The 16,605-nt window shown below is 74.6% G+C and carries 16 protein-coding genes and 1 pseudogene; 12 read left to right on the top strand and 5 right to left on the bottom strand.

What is annotated here, in order from left to right:
- Positions 1–271: 271 nt before the first annotated feature.
- Positions 272–814 carry a GntR family transcriptional regulator gene (locus ACFWN1_RS07795; protein ID WP_384359234.1) on the top strand — a complete coding sequence of 181 codons (543 nt, stop codon included), beginning with the start codon at positions 272–274 and terminating at the stop codon, positions 812–814.
- A 143-nt stretch (positions 815–957) separates the two neighbouring features.
- Positions 958–1,060: pseudogene (locus ACFWN1_RS07790) on the top strand (GntR family transcriptional regulator); the annotation flags it as partial.
- On the opposite strand, the gene ACFWN1_RS07785 reads toward ACFWN1_RS07790, so the two are convergent.
- The 4 genes from ACFWN1_RS07785 to ACFWN1_RS07770 form a co-directional block, all read right to left on the bottom strand.
- On the bottom strand, positions 1,036–2,478 hold the full coding sequence (locus tag ACFWN1_RS07785; protein ID WP_384359233.1) for an FAD-dependent monooxygenase: 1,443 nt from the start codon (positions 2,476–2,478) through the stop codon (positions 1,036–1,038). The pseudogene ACFWN1_RS07790 and the gene ACFWN1_RS07785 overlap by 25 nt on opposite strands.
- Before the next feature lie 104 nt (positions 2,479–2,582).
- Complete coding sequence (locus ACFWN1_RS07780) at positions 2,583–2,828, bottom strand: hypothetical protein (protein WP_384359232.1); 246 nt, start codon at positions 2,826–2,828, stop codon at positions 2,583–2,585.
- Between the two features lie 70 nt (positions 2,829–2,898).
- A complete protein-coding gene (gene malQ / locus ACFWN1_RS07775; RefSeq protein WP_384359231.1) occupies positions 2,899–5,001 on the bottom strand; it encodes a 4-alpha-glucanotransferase in 2,103 nt (700 codons plus the stop codon).
- Positions 5,002–5,229, bottom strand: a complete 228-nt coding sequence (locus tag ACFWN1_RS07770) for a hypothetical protein (RefSeq protein ID WP_384359230.1) — start codon at positions 5,227–5,229, stop codon at positions 5,002–5,004. It abuts the gene before it with no gap.
- A gap of 126 nt (positions 5,230–5,355) precedes the next feature.
- Between ACFWN1_RS07770 and ACFWN1_RS07765 the strand changes: the two genes are divergently transcribed.
- The 5 genes from ACFWN1_RS07765 to ACFWN1_RS07745 are packed head-to-tail and all read left to right on the top strand — an operon-like array spanning position 5,356 to position 9,533.
- The gene (locus ACFWN1_RS07765) at positions 5,356–5,946 is read left to right on the top strand and encodes an RNA polymerase sigma factor (protein WP_384359229.1); all 591 of its coding nucleotides are present in this window, start codon (positions 5,356–5,358) and stop codon (positions 5,944–5,946) included.
- Positions 5,943–6,785, top strand: coding sequence for a zf-HC2 domain-containing protein (locus tag ACFWN1_RS07760; RefSeq protein ID WP_384359228.1), 843 nt, complete (start codon positions 5,943–5,945; stop codon positions 6,783–6,785). Before ACFWN1_RS07765 ends, ACFWN1_RS07760 begins: the two co-directional genes overlap by 4 nt.
- A gap of 17 nt (positions 6,786–6,802) precedes the next feature.
- Positions 6,803–7,573 (top strand): ABC transporter ATP-binding protein, encoded by a 771-nt coding sequence (locus ACFWN1_RS07755; RefSeq protein ID WP_384359227.1) that lies wholly within the window; start codon positions 6,803–6,805, stop codon positions 7,571–7,573.
- Positions 7,570–8,889: a hypothetical protein gene (locus ACFWN1_RS07750; protein WP_384359226.1), complete on the top strand. Its 1,320-nt coding sequence runs from the start codon at positions 7,570–7,572 to the stop codon at positions 8,887–8,889. Before ACFWN1_RS07755 ends, ACFWN1_RS07750 begins: the two co-directional genes overlap by 4 nt.
- Entirely contained in the window at positions 8,886–9,533 is a 648-nt protein-coding gene (locus tag ACFWN1_RS07745; protein ID WP_384359225.1) for a hypothetical protein, read from the top strand. Before ACFWN1_RS07750 ends, ACFWN1_RS07745 begins: the two co-directional genes overlap by 4 nt.
- 100 nt (positions 9,534–9,633) lie before the next feature.
- Here ACFWN1_RS07745 and ACFWN1_RS07740 read toward each other — a convergent pair whose 3' ends face one another.
- On the bottom strand, positions 9,634–10,170 hold the full coding sequence (locus tag ACFWN1_RS07740) for an HNH endonuclease (RefSeq protein ID WP_384359224.1): 537 nt from the start codon (positions 10,168–10,170) through the stop codon (positions 9,634–9,636).
- Positions 10,171–10,459: 289 nt separating this feature from the next.
- Here ACFWN1_RS07740 and ACFWN1_RS07735 point away from each other — a divergent pair, with 289 nt between their 5' ends.
- The 5 genes from ACFWN1_RS07735 (at position 10,460) to ACFWN1_RS07715 (ending at position 16,589) form a co-directional block, all read left to right on the top strand.
- Positions 10,460–11,581: a mechanosensitive ion channel family protein gene (locus tag ACFWN1_RS07735; protein WP_384359223.1), complete on the top strand. Its 1,122-nt coding sequence runs from the start codon at positions 10,460–10,462 to the stop codon at positions 11,579–11,581.
- A gap of 118 nt (positions 11,582–11,699) precedes the next feature.
- Positions 11,700–12,965: a 6-phospho-beta-glucosidase gene (locus tag ACFWN1_RS07730; RefSeq protein ID WP_384359222.1), complete on the top strand. Its 1,266-nt coding sequence runs from the start codon at positions 11,700–11,702 to the stop codon at positions 12,963–12,965.
- The gene (locus tag ACFWN1_RS07725) at positions 12,956–13,948 is read left to right on the top strand and encodes an N-acetylglucosamine kinase (RefSeq protein ID WP_384359221.1); all 993 of its coding nucleotides are present in this window, start codon (positions 12,956–12,958) and stop codon (positions 13,946–13,948) included. The genes ACFWN1_RS07730 and ACFWN1_RS07725 overlap by 10 nt, the downstream gene beginning before the upstream one ends.
- Before the next feature lie 176 nt (positions 13,949–14,124).
- Positions 14,125–15,540, top strand: coding sequence for a hypothetical protein (locus tag ACFWN1_RS07720; protein WP_384359220.1), 1,416 nt, complete (start codon positions 14,125–14,127; stop codon positions 15,538–15,540).
- Between the two features lie 14 nt (positions 15,541–15,554).
- Complete coding sequence (locus ACFWN1_RS07715) at positions 15,555–16,589, top strand: glutamate ABC transporter substrate-binding protein (protein ID WP_384359237.1); 1,035 nt, start codon at positions 15,555–15,557, stop codon at positions 16,587–16,589.
- Positions 16,590–16,605 lie beyond the last annotated feature (16 nt).

Below are 16,605 nucleotides of genomic sequence, written 5' to 3'. Positions count from 1 at the left end.
GCCCGGCCTTACGCCGGGCGCCCCTTTCGTCACCTTGACACTGATGGCATGACCCTGAGCGCAACGCTCCCGCCTACCCTAGGGCGCCCGACGAGGAGTCCTCGGCCGGCGCACTCATCAAGTCCGCCCGCTTCGACCACCGGCGCTCCACCGCCTCTGTCACGCACTTCGACGCGGATCGACGCACTGTCTGATCTGTGTGAGCGCGGAACTCGTCACTCGGACGGGTCGCCTAACGTGTAGCCCGGAGAGCCCGATTGAGGAGGACGCCGTGAGTGACAGCAGGTGGGTCAGCGCCTCGATGCCGTATCTGACGCCGCGCAACCAAGGGCAGACCGATGCCTGGGGTGCGGAGGCGGCTGCGCGGGGTGGGAAGGGTGGCCAGCGGATCGTGCATGCCGGTGAGGTGCCCTCATCGGACGAGGTGGCCGCCCTGTTGGGGATGACTGCCGGAGAAGCGGTCGTCACGCGTCGTCGGGTCATCGAACTGGACGGGATGCCGGTTGAGTTGACCGATACCTACTACCCGACTGCCATCGCGCGGGGCACCCCTCTCGCTGAGCGGGGCAAGATTCGTGGCGGGGCGGTGACGCTGCTCGCTGAACTCGGTCATCTTGGCGTCCGTGTGCGCGAGGACGTGACGGCCCGACTGCCTGACCCGGAGGAGCGCGAGGCGCTGCGTCTGGATACTGGCGAACCTGTCCTGTGCTTGAGCAGGGTCACCTTTGACGACGCCGACCGGCCGATTCAGGCGGACCTCATGCTGATGCCCGCCGACCGTCAGCAGCTCCGCTACGAGATTCGGATCGGATGACCGTGCCCATCAACGACACCGGCGCCTCTGATCGACGGTCGCTGCGCGAGCGGATCGGCGCCGACCTGCGCGACGAGATCATGAGCGGCGAGCTGGCGGCGGTAGCCAGCCCGCCCCGACCGTCCAGCTCGAAGAGCGCTTCGACGCTTCCCGGTGTTCAGCGACGACGACCGGCCCATCGAAGCGACCGTCATGGTCAAGGCGGGCCACCTCTACGAGCTTCAGTACGAGTTCTTCGCGGAGTGAGTCAGTCGGTCCGGTGAACCCACGTGTTCGAGCAAGGCCCGCTCCAGCTGCGTTGGGGACGGGGACTTCGCTGTCCACGCGATGTACCCGTCCGGGCGGATCAGCAGGGTCCGGGGGCCCCTCCACTCGGAGGTCGTGAGGTGGGGGTGGGCCGGGGGCTCGTGGGGGCCCTGGGTCAGGAGGACGAAGTTGCCTGTGCGGAGGGCCTCGTAGAGGCGGGTAGCGCCCGGTAGCGGGATGTCCGGGGCTCGTCTGCCGGTGAGGGGGCCGGGGCCGTAGGAGTAGCCGAGGCCCGTGACCTGGTGCATCGCCCTGCGGCGGAGGGCGGGGGCGTGGGTGATCAGGGTCGTCAGGGCGGAGCGGAGTCCCCGCGTCCACGGCCGGTTCGCCATCGCCAGGCGGATCAGCGCACCGCTGCTGCGCAGGACGGTGCGGCCCACCGGGTGGCGTTCGGTGTCGTACGTGTCCAGCAGGGACGCGTCCGCGCGGCCGTCCAGCACCGCCGCCAGTTTCCAGCTCAGGTTGGCCGCGTCCTGGAGGCCGGTGTTCATGCCCTGGCCACCCGCCGGCGAGTGGACGTGGGCGGCGTCGCCGGCGAGGAGGACCCGGCCGGCGCGGTACGAAGGGGCCTGGCGTTCGTCGCTGTGGAAGCGGGACAGCCAGCGTGGGTCGCGCATGCCGTGGTCCCGGCCGAGGGCGGCGCGGACGATGTCCTTGATCTCGGCGAGGTCGAGAGGCGCGTCGTCGGGGACGTCGTGGGAGCGGTGCCAGCCGATCACCCGGTGGTAGCCGTCGCCGAAGGGGATGAGGAGGGCGAACGCGTCCCCCGTGGTGCCGGCGGTGAAGAGGTCGGGCGGGGCCTCGGCCAGGCGGACGTCCGCCAGCACGACGGAGCGGATGACCGACCGTCCGGGGAAGGGGAGGCCCACCGCCTGCCGTACCGCGCTGCGCATGCCGTCCGTGCCGACCACGTAGGAAGCCCGCAGCGGCTCCATGCCCCGCCCGAGGACCGTCACCCCGGACGCGTCCTGGGTCAGTGCGGTCACCTCCGCCTCGTGGACGAACCGCACGCCCGCCTCGCGGGCCCGTCGCTCCAGTGCCCGTTCCACCTCGTACTGCGGGATCACCAGGACGTGCGGGAAGCGGGTGGGGAGGCCGGAGAGGTCGAGGGAGAGGCCGTCGAAGAGGCGGACGCGGGTCAGGGGGTGGCCGAGGGACTCGAGTCCGTCGGCGAGACCCCGCATGTCGAGCTGCTCCAGCGTACGGGCGTGCAGCGCGAAGGCCCGGGTGAGGTTGCTGATGCCGCGCGGCCGCTTCTCCAGCACGGTGACCGGGATGCCGGCCTCGGCCAGATCACCGGCGAGGAGCAGTCCGGTGGGGCCGCAGCCCACTACGGCGACGCCGTTGGTGCCTGCCATCCGCGGCTCCTCGGGGGAACGGGGAAAGAAACACGCCGGGGCACGGTCCGGGCCCGCTCACGCGGGAGGACCGGCGTCCCCGGCGGTCAGGACCTTGAGGTCCGTCAGCTCTTCGAGGCGGACGAGCCGGCCCGCGACTTGTCCAGCGCGATCACCAGACCGGCGATCACGGCGAACAGGGCGAGCGGGATCAGCACGTACAGGCCGATGGTCTGCCACGCGGAGAGACCGGGACCGGGGTCGTCGCCGTCGTCGCGGGCGACCGCGAGCGCGGGGGACGACATGAGCAGCATCATCAGCGTCGTGCCGGCCGCCAGGGCTCCGGCGCGCAGGGGGTTCTTCTTGTCCACGTTCCCCAAGTTAGCGAACCGCCGCACCGGCCGCGCGCCCGGGGTGCCGAACGCGCGGCCGGTGCGGGCCTCAGGTACGGCTGTGTTCCAGCCCCGCCCGCACGGAGGCCAGCAGCGCCCGTAGCCTCGGGGACGCGGTCAGCTCCTCCAGGGGTACCGGCCGCCCCTGGGGGTCGGACACCGGCAGGCGCCAGTTGGGGTACTGGTCCCAGGTGCCGGGCACGTTCTGCGGGCGCCGGTCCCCGATGCCGTCCGGGAGCCACACGCCGACCAGCCGGGCCGGGGTGCGCAGCAGGAACCGGTGGAAGCCCTCGATCTCGGCCTCCTCGTCGCTGCCGGGCGGCCCGGCGGCCGGGAGGTCCAGCAGGCCGAGGCTGCCGAGCAGGGCCAGCCACTCGGCGGTGTCCGCGACCGCGTCCGCCCGCTCCTCGGCGCCCGACTTCAGGAGCAGGCCGAGCTTCTCGCGCAGGTCCACGTGTTCGCCGGTGAGCCGGGCCGCGGTGGGCGGCAGGTCGTGGGTGGTGGCGGTGGCCAGGCAGTCCTCGCGCCAGCTCTCCGGGAGCAGCGGGCGGCCGTCGCCGGTCCAGTCCCGCTCGAACCACAGCACGGAGGTGCCCAGCACGCCGCGGCGCTGGAGCGTCTCGCGTACGCCGGGCTCGACAGTGCCAAGGTCCTCCCCGATCACCAGCGCGCCCGCGCGGGACGCCTCCAGCGCGAGCAGGGCGAGCATCGCCTCGGCGTCGTAGCGGATGTAGGTGCCGTCGGTGGGCGGGCTGCCCTCGGGGACCCACCAGAGCCGGAACAGGCCCATGACGTGGTCGATGCGGAGCGCGCCCGCGTAGCGGAACAGGGCGCGCAGCAGCCGGCGGTACGGCTCGTGGCCGGACTCAGCGAGCCGGTCGGGGCGCCAGGGCGGCAGGCCCCAGTCCTGGCCGCGCGCGTTGAAGGCGTCGGGCGGGGCGCCGACCGACATCCCGGCGGCGAAGTGGTCCTGCTGGGACCAGGCGTCGGCGCCCACCGGATGCACGCCGACCGCGAGGTCGTGCACGATCCCGATCGGCATCCCGGCCTCCTCGGCGGCCCGCTGGGCGGCGCGGAGCTGCCCGTCGGTGAGCCAGGCGAGCCGGGTGTGGAACTCGACCCGGCCGGCGAGGCGGGCGCGGGCGCGCGCGGTCTCCGCCGAGCGGGGGTCGCGCAGCTCCTCGGGCCAGGTCCGCCAGTCGGGGCCGCGCTCCTCGGCGAGGGCGTACCAGGTGGCGTGGTCCTCCAGCGCCTGGCCCTCCTCGGCGCGGAAGGCGTCGTACGCGGCCTGCCGGCCGGGGCCGAGCGGGACCCGTACGACGTGTTCCAGCGCCTCGCGCTTCAGCTCCCACACCGCGTCGCGGTCGATGAGGGCGCCCTTGTCGAGCACGTCGGCGCGCAGCCGCTCGGCCCGCTCGCGCAGCCGTGGGTCGAGCACGGTGTAGGCGTACTCCGGAATGTCCTCGACGCGCAGATGCACCGGGTCGGGGAAGCGGCGGGAGGAGGGGCGGTACGGGGAGGGGTCGGTGGGGGCGCCGGGTACGGCCGCGTGCAACGGGTTGACCTGCACGAATCCGGCGCCGTGGGTGCGTCCTGCCCAGGCGGCCAGCTCGGCGAGGTCCCCGAGGTCGCCCATGCCCCAGGAGCGGTGGGAGAGCACGGAGTAGAGCTGGGCGAGCAGGCCGTAGGAGCGGCCCGACGGGGTGGGGAGGCGCTCGGGGGCGACGATGAGGTGGGCGTGGCAGGTGCGTCCGTCGGGGGCGCCGGCGGTGACGTGGTGGACGCCGGTGGGGAGGTCGTCGATGCCGGTGTGCCGCTCACCCTGCTCGGTGTCGATCTCCAGCCGGGTGCCGGGCGGCAGGACGTCGAAGGGGTCCGGGAGCGCGGGGGTGCCGGTACCGGCGGCGGGCCGGCCCGTCCAGCGGACCACGGTGGGCGGCAGCAGCCGCTCCCGCAGCTCGCGCTCGCGCTCGGCGAGCGCGGCGCGGACGGCGTCCGGGGTGCTCGCGTCGATGTCCAGGGCGGCCAGGGCGGCCGTCACGGCGGCGGCGGGCACCGCGACGACGATCTCCGGGGACGGGGTGTAGGAGGTGGCGACGCCGTGCAGCTCCGCGAGCGCGCGCAGCTCGTCGTCGTCGAGCGCCGCGGCCATCTATTCGGCCGGGCCGAGGCGGACCGGGACGGGGTCGGCGTCACCGGTGAGCGGGACGGTCTCGGCGAGCGGGGGCTCGCTGGTCAGCGGCTCGGCACCGGGCAGCGGGGGCTCGCTGGTCAGCGGGGCCTCCACGCAGGCGCTCTCCGCGCTGAACGCGCGGTCGGCGGGCGTCTCCGCCTCGGGTTTCCACTGGGCGGGCAGGAAAGGACGAGCCGCTGCGGCCACGAGAGCCTCCTTGGTCACGGGGGGCAGGTGCGTTTTGCCGGATTCCCCAGCCCTACCCAGAGACACGGACGCCACTCCCGGGCGCGGGAGTGATCCACCGCTCGGGGACGGGGCGATAGAGGGGGTGTGAGACTGTTCCGCCCCGTGGGGGGCCACCGGGAGAAGAGCGACGGGGCTCTGCTGCGGTCCGTCGCCGCCGGCGACCAGGCCGCGCTGGCCGACCTGTACGACCGGCACGCGGGGTGGCTGCATGCCCGGCTGGCCCGGCGCTGCGCCGATCCGGAGGTGGTCCGGGAGGTGCTCCAGGACACCTTCGTCACCGTGTGGCGTTCGGCCGCCGCGCACCGGGGCGAGGAGGCGGGCGGCTGGCTGTGGACGATCGCGGCCCGGCGCCTGGTCGACACCCGCCGGGCACAGGAGCGTGCCGTACGGGTCGTGCCGGAGCCGGTGGAGCCGGAGGCGGCAGCGCCGTCCGCCGAGGACCGGGTGCTGGCCGCTCTGGAGTACGGCGATGTCGGCACCGCTCTGGACCGGATCTCCCCCGAGCTGCGCGAGGTGCTGCGCGCGACGGTGGTGGACGGGCTGACCACCCGCGAGGCGGCCCGGCTGCTCGGCATACCCGAGGGCACGGTCAAGTCCCGGGCCCGGCGTGCCCGTGCCGAACTGCGGGCCGTGCTCGCCAAGTTGAACCCGTCCCCGCTGGGAGGCCCGGCATGAGCAGGCAGTGGCACGTGAGCGAGTCCCGGGCCGCCCGGTACGCCGGCGGCTCCCTGCCGGAGCCGGACGCCTGGTCCCTGGAGAAGCACCTGGAGACCTGCGCGGGGTGCGCGTCCCGCGTCTCGGGGGCGGTGCGGGGCACGGCCGCGCGGGCCGTGCTGACGGAGGTACGGGGAGCCGTGCTGGCCGAGGCCGGGCGGGAGGTGGCGCCGGTTTCCGTACGGGGGTCGGGAACCGGCGCCTCCCGGCTCACCCGGCTGCTGTGGGCGGTGGGGCCCGCCGTGCGCGGTGCCTGGTCGGGGGCCCTGCTCCTGGTGGCCGGGGCCGCGCTGCTGCTGGGTCAGCTCCGGGGCGGCCCCGAGGCGCGGACGCTGCTGCTGGCCGTCGCCCCGGTGGTGCCCGTGGCCGGGGTCGCGCTGTCCTACGGCCCGCACGCCGACCCCCTGCACGAGCTGACCGTCTCCACACCGGGCGGCGGTCTCCGGCTGGCCCTGACCCGTACGGCGGCCGTGCTCGGAGTGAGCCTGCCCGTACTGACCCTCACCGGCCTGCTGCTGCCCGCCTCCGGCGCCCCGGACGCCGCCGCGTGGCTGCTGCCGGGGCTGGCACTGACGCTGGCCGCCCTGGCGCTCGGGCCGCTCGCCGGATTCCGTACCGCGTCCGCCCTGACGGCGGGCGGCTGGCTGTGCGTGGTGCTCGCGCCGTCGCCGGAACGGGTCGCCGCGCGGCTGGCCTGGTGCCTGGACGGCGTCCCGGCCCAGTCCGCGTGGGCGGCGGCGGCCACCCTGAGCGCCCTGCTGCTGGCGACCCGCCGTACCGCGTACGACCGCACTCACTGAGACCTTGAGGAGTTCCCTTGTCCATCCGCGTCACCGGCCTGTGTGTCCGGCATCGCAGAACCGTCGCCCTCGACTCCGTCGGTCTGGAGCTGGGCACCGGCGTCCATGGCCTGCTCGGACCGAACGGCGCCGGGAAGACCTCGCTGATCCGGGTGCTCGCCACCGTGGCCCGTCCCTCGGGCGGCAGCGTGGAGCTGCTCGGCCGGGACAGCGCCGACCGGCACGAGCTGTCCGAGATCCGCCGGCGACTCGGTTATCTGCCGCAGGAGTTCGGCTACTACCCGGCCTTCACCGTGCGGGAGTTCGTGGCGTACGTGGCCTGGCTGAAGGAGGTACCGGCCGACCGGGTCCCGGCGGCCGTGGAGCGTGCGCTGCGGCGGGTCGGCCTCGCGGAGCGTGCCGGCGCCAAGCTGCGGACGCTGTCCGGCGGCATGGTCCGCCGGGTCGGCATCGCGCAGGCCGTCGTCAACGACCCCGGTGTGCTGCTGCTGGACGAGCCCACCGCCGGGCTGGACCCGGAGCAGCGGGTGGAGTTCCGCGAACTGCTGCGCGAACTCGGCACCTCGGCCACGGTGGTGGTCTCCACCCACCTGGTGGAGGACGTGGCCGCCGCCTGTACGGAGGTCACCCTCCTGGACGAGGGCCGGATCGCCTACCGGGGCACCCCCGAGTCCCTGACCCGGCTGGGCGAGACCTCCGACGGCCCCGGCGACCACCCGATCGAACGCGGCTACACAGCGGCGCTGCGGGCTCACCGGGCCACGCCCCAGCGGGAGACGGCGCGATGACCACGACCACCGGCACGGCCACGCCGAAGACACCGCACCCCCTGCGCGCCCAGGCCGTCCGGGGATTCCCCCCGCTCGCCGGTGCCGCCGTCATGGCGGCGGCCGGGGTGATGATGACCGCCGGCGCCCGGGAATGGCAGGGTGACTGGGCGGAGACCGCCGGCCAGGTGCACGACGGACTGCTGATGGTCCTGCCGATGGCCGCCGCGGTCGGCTGCCTGCACGGCGGGCGGGAACGGCGGCGGCGTACCGAGGAGTTGTGGTGTACGGCCGTCAGGCCGCCGCTGACCAGGCTGCTGGCCCACGCCGTCCCGGTCGCCCTGTGGGTGGCCGTCGGCTATCTGCTCGTCGTCGCCGGCGTGACCGCCGCCACCTGGCCGTACTCCCTGGGCGACCGTCCGCACCTGGTCCTGGTACCGGGGGACACCGCCGCGCTGATGGCGGCGTCCCTGCTGGGACATGTGGTGGGGCGGACCGTGCCCAGCCTGCTCGCGGGCCCGCTGCTGGGCGTGGCCGGGTTCGCGGGGCTCGCCGTGGCGTTGCCGCACGACGGCGTCCAGCCGCTCGACCCGGCCTCGTTCGCCCCGGACGGCAGCCGGCCGGTGTGGTGGCAGCCGCTCGCCATGGCCGCCTGGACGCTCGGCCTGGCCCTCGCCCTCATCCTGGCGTACGCGGCCCGGCGCCGGGTGACCGCCCTGCTGCCGCTGGCCGCCGCCGTCACGGCGGGCGCGCTGCTCGTGCAGGGCGGGAACGCCACCTGGCAGCCCGAACCGCTCTTCCGCCGCCAGGTGTGCGACACCTCCACGACCCCGGCGGTCTGTGTCAACGCCCGGTACGGGAAGCTGCTTCCGCAGGTCACCGCGGCCCTGTCCGGGGTCACCGGCAGGCTCCGGGGTGTACGGGGACTGCCGGTGCGCTGGGCCGACCGGCAGGGCGGACCGCGCGCCGGTGAGGCGCAACTGCCGATCCTGACGCCGCTCGGCTGGTCACTCGTCCGGGGCCGGCTGGTCCGTCCGGACCGGTACTCCTTCGAGGCGGTCGCCGCGCTGACGGGCCGGGGCCGGTGCGAGCGACAGTCCGAGCGCGTGACGCTCGCGGACGACGCCGTGCAGACGTACCTCGCGCCGAGTCCGCTGATGAGCGCTTTCGACGCCGACGAGGCCAGAGGCGACGCGGCCGCGCGTGCCCACCTGCGGGCGAGCCGTGCCGCGCGGGCGGCGCTGGCCGGCCTGGACGAGGAGCGGCGCCGGGTCTGGCTGTCCGCCTACTTCGCGGCCCGCGCGGTCTGCGACGACGAGGGGGTGCCGGCCCTGTGAACCCCGGCCAGCTGCTCTACGCCCGCTCCCGCGCCCTCCCCCCGACCCTGGCGGCCCTGGCCGCGACCACCGGGGCCGCCGTCTGGGGGGCCGGGGCACTGGACGCCTACCTCGACCCCGCCCGCCGGGTGCCCGTCATCGCCCTGGCCCCGCTGGCGGCGGCCACCGTGATCGGCGCGAGTCTGCGCTCCGGCTCCGACGAGCTGGACCGTACGGCCGTACGCCCCTGGTGGCCCCTGCGGCTGGTCTGGCTGGCGTCGCTGACCGCCCTGGCGGCCCTTCTGCTCCCCCTGGCGGTGCTGGGCCACGCCCAGACCTTCGGCCCGCCCGCCATGATCCGCAACACCCTGGGCTGCGCGGGTCTCAGCGCCTCGGCGGCCGTCTTCCTCGGCGCCCGCCTGAGCTGGCTCCCCGCTGTGGCCTACGTCTCTGCCGCCTCCCTCGCCTTCTCGGGAGCCCAGGGCCCCGCAGCCGCCCTCTGGGCCTGGCCGCTTCAGCCGGGCGCTCAGCCGGCCGCCTGGACAGCAGCCCTGACGGCCTTCGCGGCCGGCGCTGCCCTGTACACGGCCCGCGGAGCCCGCCCGGAGAGCCCCGGCCCGCCGTGGACGAACTGCCCTGGCCGGCGCCCACCGCGTTCATGGTGAACGTGGTCGGTGGGCATGACCGTGCCCACGGCAACCGGCCGAAGACATGCGGACGCACACGCTGCAACCCACCGATGGGGGTACGCGAAGGCCCGGACCGTCAGGCGGAGATGCCGTCGATCCGGGCCAGGGCGGCGTCCGCGCCGTAGGGCTGCAGGTAGGGCAGCCAGCGCGGGTCCCTATGGCCGGTGCCGATGATGCGCCAGGCCAGGCCGGTGGGCGGGGCCGGCTGGTGGCGCAGGCGCCAGCCCAGCTCGACCAGGTGCCGGTCGGCCTTGACGTGGTTGCAGCGGCGGCAGGAGGCCACCACGTTGTCCCAGACGTGCTTGCCCCCGCGGCTGCGCGGGATGACGTGGTCGACACTGGTCGCGATGGCGCCGCAGTACGCGCACCGGCCCCCGTCCCGTGCGAACAGCGCGCGCCGGGTGAGGGGAACGGGCCCCCGGTAGGGAACCCGCACGAAACGCTTGAGCCGGACCACGCTGGGTGCGGGGACTGTGACGGACGCGCTGTGCAGATAGGCGCCGGATTCCTCCAGGGAGACGGCCTTGTTCTCCAGGACGAGGACGAGCGCGCGGCGGAGCGGTACGACGCCGAGGGGCTCGTACGACGCGTTGAGGACCAGGACATGCGGCACGGGGGCCTCCTTGGGCGTCGGCGGCGCGTGGCTCGCGCCGGGACGATCTGGTTCAGTCTCCCCTCATGCCTGGTCCGAGCGCCACCATGTGCCGGTAACGGGCTCGAAGTGTTTTCGACCACACGAGCGGCGCCCCGCGCTCGGCACGGCCTGCTCAGGCGCGGTCGGGGCGGGGGGCCTCCGGTGAACCGGCGAGTGCGCGCGCGATGCCCCGTTAGTGTGGTGGTCCGGTCCGTCCGGTGACCCTTCCGTTACCTTGCCCGCCCCCGCCGGAGCGGACCGCAGCACCATGGAGGTACCCGCCGTGTCCCTGCCCGTCGCCCTGCTGGCCGCCGGAGTCTCGCCGTCTCCCTCGCCATCGGGCTCGGACCCGGCCGTGCCCTCGCTCCAGGACGCGCAGCAGAACGCGGCGGACGCGGCGAGCTGGGTGGAGCAGAACTGGTCGACCTGGCTGGCCATGGGCCTGCAGATCCTGCTGATCGTGATCATCGCCGTCGCGCTGCGCGCGGTGGTGCGCCGGGCCATCACCAAGCTGATCGAGCGGATGAACCGCACCGTGCAGGTGGTGGACCAGTCCCCGCTGAGCGGCCTGCTGGTCAACAACGAGCGGCGGCGCCAGCGCTCGGCGGCCATCGGCTCGGTCCTGCGCTCGGTGGCGTCCTTCACCATCCTCGGCACGGCCGCGCTGATGGTGCTCTCCACCTTCCGGATCGACCTGGCCCCGCTGCTCGCCTCGGCCGGTGTCGCCGGTGTCGCGATCGGTTTCGGCGCCCGGAACCTGGTCACCGACTTCCTGTCCGGCGTCTTCATGATCATCGAGGACCAGTACGGCGTCGGCGACACCGTCGACGCCGGGGTGGCGACCGGCGAGGTGGTCGAGGTCGGCCTGCGCGTGACCAAGCTGCGCGGCGACAACGGCGAGATCTGGTACGTCCGCAACGGCGAGGTCAAGCGCATCGGCAACCTCTCCCAGGGCTGGGCCACGGCGGGCGTGGACGTCACCGTGCGCGCGGACGAGGATCTGGACAGGGTCAGGTCCGTGCTGGACGAGGTCGCGGAGAGGATGGGCAAGGAGGAGCCGTGGAACGAGCTGCTCTGGAGCCCCATCGAGGTGCTGGGCCTGGACAGCGTGCTGATCGACTCCATGGTCATCCGGGTCTCCGCCAAGACCATGCCGGGCAAGTCGGTCTCGGTCGAGCGCGAGCTGCGCTGGCGGATCAAGCGGGCCTTCGACAGGGCGAGCATCCCGATCGTGGGCGGTGCCACCGCCGTGGTCCCCGAGGGCGAGACCCCGGATGCCTCGGCCTCGGTCGCCGCGCCCTCGGCGTTCAGCAACGCCACCTCCCCGCAGTCGCTGGCCACCAACCCGCTCACCACCCCGGTCACCACGCAGAAGCCCCCGGCCAAGTAGCACTTCACCGCGCCCCCGCACACCGTCGTGAGCGGGGGCGGGCGTCGTTGACGGACTCTGCCGCCTGCGCCTAGGTTCCTGCTGGCCGAGGAGCCCGTCGCATGCGAGGGAGTCGCCCGTGAGACTGACCGTGGTCGGCGGAGGTTCGACCTACACACCCGAACTCGTCGACGGCTTCGCCCGGCTGCGGGACGCGCTGCCGGTCACCGAGCTGGTGCTGGTGGACCCGGCGGCGGACCGGCTGGAGCTGGTGGGCGGGCTGGCCCGCCGCATCTTCGCCCGGCAGGGGCACCCGGGCCGGGTCGTCACCACCTCCGACCTGGACGCGGGGGTGGCGGACGCGGACGCCGTGCTGCTCCAGCTCAGGGTCGGCGGGCAGGCGGCGCGCGAGTGGGACGAGACCTGGCCGCTGGAGTGCGGGTGCCTCGGGCAGGAGACGACCGGTGCGGGCGGCCTCGCCAAGGCGCTGCGCACGGTCCCGGTGGTGCTGGACATCGCCGAGCGGGTCCGGCGGACCAACCCCGAGGCGTGGATCATCGACTTCACCAACCCGGTCGGCATCGTCACCCGCGCCCTGCTCCAGGAGGGCCACCGCGCGGTCGGCCTGTGCAACGTGGCGATCGGGCTCCAGCGGAAGTTCGCCGCGCTGCTCGGCGCCGAGCCGGGCGAGGTCCACCTCGACCACGTCGGCCTCAACCACCTCACCTGGGAGACCGCCGTACGCCTCGGCGGCCCCGGCGGCGAGGACGTGCTCCCCCGGCTGCTGGCCGAGCACGGCGACGCGGTCGCCGCCGACCTCAGGCTGCCGCGCCCGCTGCTGGAGCGGCTGGGCGCCGTTCCGTCGTACTACCTGCGCTACTACTACCTGCACGACGAGGTGGTGGGCGAGCAGCGGCTGAAGCCCTCGCGGGCGGCCGAGGTCGCGGCGCTGGAGCGGGAGCTGCTGACGATGTACGCCGACCCGGCGCTGGACGAGAAGCCCGCGCTGCTGGCTCGGCGGGGCGGTGCCTACTACTCGGAGGCGGCCGTGGATGTGGCGGCCGCCCTGCTGGGCGGCGGGGGCAGCCCGTACCAGGTGGTGAACACGGTCAACGGGGGCACGCTGCCGTTCCTCCCCGACGACGCGGTGATCGAGGTGCCCGCCGCGGTCGGCCCGGCCGGGGCGGAGCCGCTCCCGGTGCCGGGCGTCGACCCGCTGTTCGCGGGGCTGCTGGCGAACGTGACGGCGTACGAGGAACTCGCGCTGGACGCGGCCCTGCGCGGCGGCCGGGACCGGGTGTTCCGGGCGCTGCTCGCGCACCCGCTGGTGGGCCAGTACGCGTACGCCGAGACCCTCACCGACCTCCTCCTCGCGCACAACCGGGAGCACCTCGCGTGGGCCTGACCGGGACCGTCCTCGCCGTCGACGCGGGCAACAGCAAGACCGACGTGGCCGTGGTCGGCGCGGCCGAGGAGGTGCTGGCCACGGCGCGCGGCGGGGGCTTCCGGCCCCCGGTGGTGGGCGTGGCGCGGGCGCTGGCGGCCCTCGCCGAGCCGGTGGAGCGGGCGCTCGCCGAGGCGGGGGTGCCGTCCGTCTCGCACATCTCCGCCTGCCTGGCCAACGCCGATCTCCCGGTGGAGGAGGAGCGGTTGGCGGCGGCGGTGACCGCGCGCTCGTGGGGCGCCTCGGTTGCGGTGCGCAACGACACCTTCGCCGTCCTGCGCGCGGGTGTGGCGGAGCTGCGGGGCGTGGCCGTGGTGTGCGGGGCCGGCATCAACTGCGCCGGCATGCGCCCCGACGGCCGTACGGCCCGCTTCCCGGCGCTCGGCCGGCTCTCCGGCGACTGGGGCGGCGGCTGGAGCCTGGCGGGGGAGGCGCTGTGGCACGCGGTCCGCGCGGAGGACGGCCGGGGCGGGCCGACCGCCCTCTCCCGCACCCTCCCGGCCCACTTCGGGCTGCCCACGACGGCCGCCCTGATCGAGTCCCTGCACCTGGGCCGGCTCGCTTCCGCCCGCCGCCATGAACTGACCCCGGTCCTCTTCTCGACGGCGGCCGAGGGCGACCCGGTGGCCTGCTCCCTGGTCGACCGCCTCGCGGAGGAGGTGACCCTCATGGCCACGGTCGCCCTGACCCGCCTCGGCCTCCTCACCGAGCCCACCCCGGTGCTGCTGGGCGGCAGCGTCCTGGCAGCGGGCCACGCCCGGCTGGACGAGGGCATCCACACCCGTCTCGCCGTCCGGGCCCCGTTCGCGCGAGCCCGGTTGGTCACCGCTCCCCCGGTCCTGGGCGCCACCCTGCTCGGCCTCGACCACCTGGGCGCGCCCCCCGAGGCACTGGAACGGGCCCGCGAGCACTGGGAGGCGGCCACGGGTCCGACGACCCGCTGACATCTCCCGGTGAATCGACGCCGGGGAACCGCCGGGGAAGGGTACGGCGTGTTTCCGGACAGGGGGGTAGGGCCCGCTTCTCCGCCTGATCCGATCAAGATGCGGTGAAGGCTGGTGCGAAGGGGGGCGGGGGCGGCGATACTGACGGCCAGACGGATGACCATGGGGGAGGTCGGGTGACACAACCGCCGCGCAGCGGTGCCACAGCCGCACCACCGGTCACCTCGGCCAACGCGACCATCCCGGCCCAGCGCGGCCGGGGCGGCCTGCCGCCCGTGCGGCGGACCGCGTTCGCCGAGGGGGCCGAGCGGCTGCGGGACGCCGCGACCACCGAGCCGGGCCGGCTGCGGGTCATCGGGGCCGTACTCGCCCTGCTGGTCGTCGCGTTCGGCGCGGTCACCGCGTGGCAGAGCGGCGAGCGGGCGAGCGCCGCCGACGACGTGCAGACCCGCAGCCAGCCGCTCAGCTCGGGCGCGGCCGCGATCTACCGTTCGCTGGCCGACGCCAACACCGCCGCCTCCACAGGCTTCCTGGCGGGCCCCCGGGAGAGCGCCGCGAACCGGGAGCGGTACGAGGACGACATCCGTACCGCCGCCTCCGGCCTGGTCCGCGCGGCTGCCGACACCGAGCCGGGCTCCCCGTCCGAGGCCACCGTCCGCAAGCTGAACGGGCTGCTGCCCGAGTACAAGGGCCTGATCGAGCGGGCCCGCGTCTACAACCGCCAGGGCTACCCGGTGGGCGGCGCCTACCTGCGGTACGCCGACGAGAAGATGCGCACCGAGATGCTCCCGGCCGCGCAGGACCTGTACACCAAGGAGAACCAGCGGCTGGACGCCGACTACGCGGACGCCACCCCCTACCCCTGGGCGGGGATCGCGCTCGGCCTGCTCGCGCTGGCCGCGCTGGGGCTGGCCCAGTACCGGGACTTCCGCCGGACCAACCGCGTCGTGAACCACGGTCTGGCCGCCGCCTCGGCCGCGACCGTCGTGGTGCTGCTCTGGCTGGTCGTCGGCCACACCGTGGCCCGCTCCGAGCTGTCCGGCTCCTACGACCACGGCATCCGTTCCCTGAACGTCCTGCACAACGCCCAGATCGCCGCCCTGAAGGCGCGCGGCAACGAGAACCTGAGCCTGGTGGCGCGCGGAGCGGAGACCGTCGAGGTGAACGGCAGCAAGAAGGACGCCTACTACTACGCCTTCGACCGGGACGTCGCCACGCTGGACGCCCGGCTCACCGAGGCCCGGCGGCTCGCCGACGACGACAAGGGCGGCCGGCCGGTGGACTCGGCCCTGGGCGACACGGCCGAGTGGAAGAAGCGGCACCGGGCCGCCCGTGACGAGGACGAGCGGGGCAACTACCAGCGCGCGCTGGACCAGGTGATCGGGGCCGACGACACCACCGGCGCCGCCTTCGACGGCGTGGACGGCAGCCTGACCCGCGCGCTCGGCCATGAGCAGACGGAGTTCGACCGGGCCGCCGCCGACGGCCGGGACGCCATGGCCGGGCTGCCCGGGGGCGCGGCCGCGCTCGGTGTCCTGGGCGCGGCGGGCGCGGTGTTCGGCATCGGGCGCAGGCTTTCGGAGTACCGGTGACAGGGGGCCAGGCGATGGAGGCGGCGCGGACGCGCACCTGGCTGCGCGGCTGGGGCGGGGTAGGGGCGATGGCGGTGCTGTGCGCGCTGGCACTGGCGTTCGCCATGCTGCTCCCGCGTACGCAGGCGCACCCGGCGGCCGGCGCCGGACCGGTGGGCCGGAGCCTGGTCAGCGGCAGCCCGGCCCGCGCGGACGACTGCGTGGAGTCGGCGGCGCAGAACCGCACCCCTCCCCCGTCCGGCTCGGACGGCCCGACCATCGACGCCATCAAGGCCCGCAAGGGCGACCGGCGCAAGCTGATCGTGGGCATCGACCAGAACAGCTACCGCTGGGGCTACCGCAACCCCAGCACCGAGGGCGCGGAGCTGGAGGGCTTCGACATCGACCTCGTGCACCGCATCGCCGAGGACATCCTCGGCAGCCCGGACGACGTCCAGTTCAAGGCGATCCCGACCAGCCAGCGCATCCCCGCGATCCAGGACGGCACGGTCGACATGGTGGTCCGGACGATGACCATCACCTGCGACCGGCTGCGCGACGTGGCGTTCTCCGCGCCCTACTTCAAGACCGGCCAGCAGCTCCTCGTCCCCGACGCCTCCACCGTCAGGGGCTACGACGGCTCGCTGGCCGGCAAGAAGGTCTGCACGGCGGCCGGTTCGACCGCCTACGGCAGGCTGAAGGCGGACCGGGAGCGCAAGGCGCTGCCCGCCACCACGGACTTCTCCGCGACCGTGCCCAACCAGCTGGACTGCCTGGTACGGCTCCAGCTGGGCGAGGCGGACGCGGTGGTCACCGACGGCGCGCTGGCCGCCAGCCAGGCCGCGCAGGACCCCACGGTGCGGGTGCTGGGCAAGCCGTTCACCACCGAGTACTACGGCGTGGCGATGAAGAAGGACGCCACCGACCTGGTGCGCCGCGTCAACCGCGTCCTGGTGGGCTACCGGGCCGACGGCTGGCAGGCGTCGTACGACAAGTGGCTGTCGGCCACACTGGGCGAGGACGCGCGCTCCTCCAGACCGCCCGCCCCGCAGTACCTGCGCGAGAGCTGAAGCCGAGCACGCACGG

Origin of the sequence: Streptomyces sp. NPDC058459, assembly GCF_042721685.1 — a bacterium.
Classification (GTDB): Bacteria; Actinomycetota; Actinomycetes; order Streptomycetales; family Streptomycetaceae; genus Streptomyces.
This window is presented reverse-complemented; position numbering and strand designations above follow the sequence as displayed.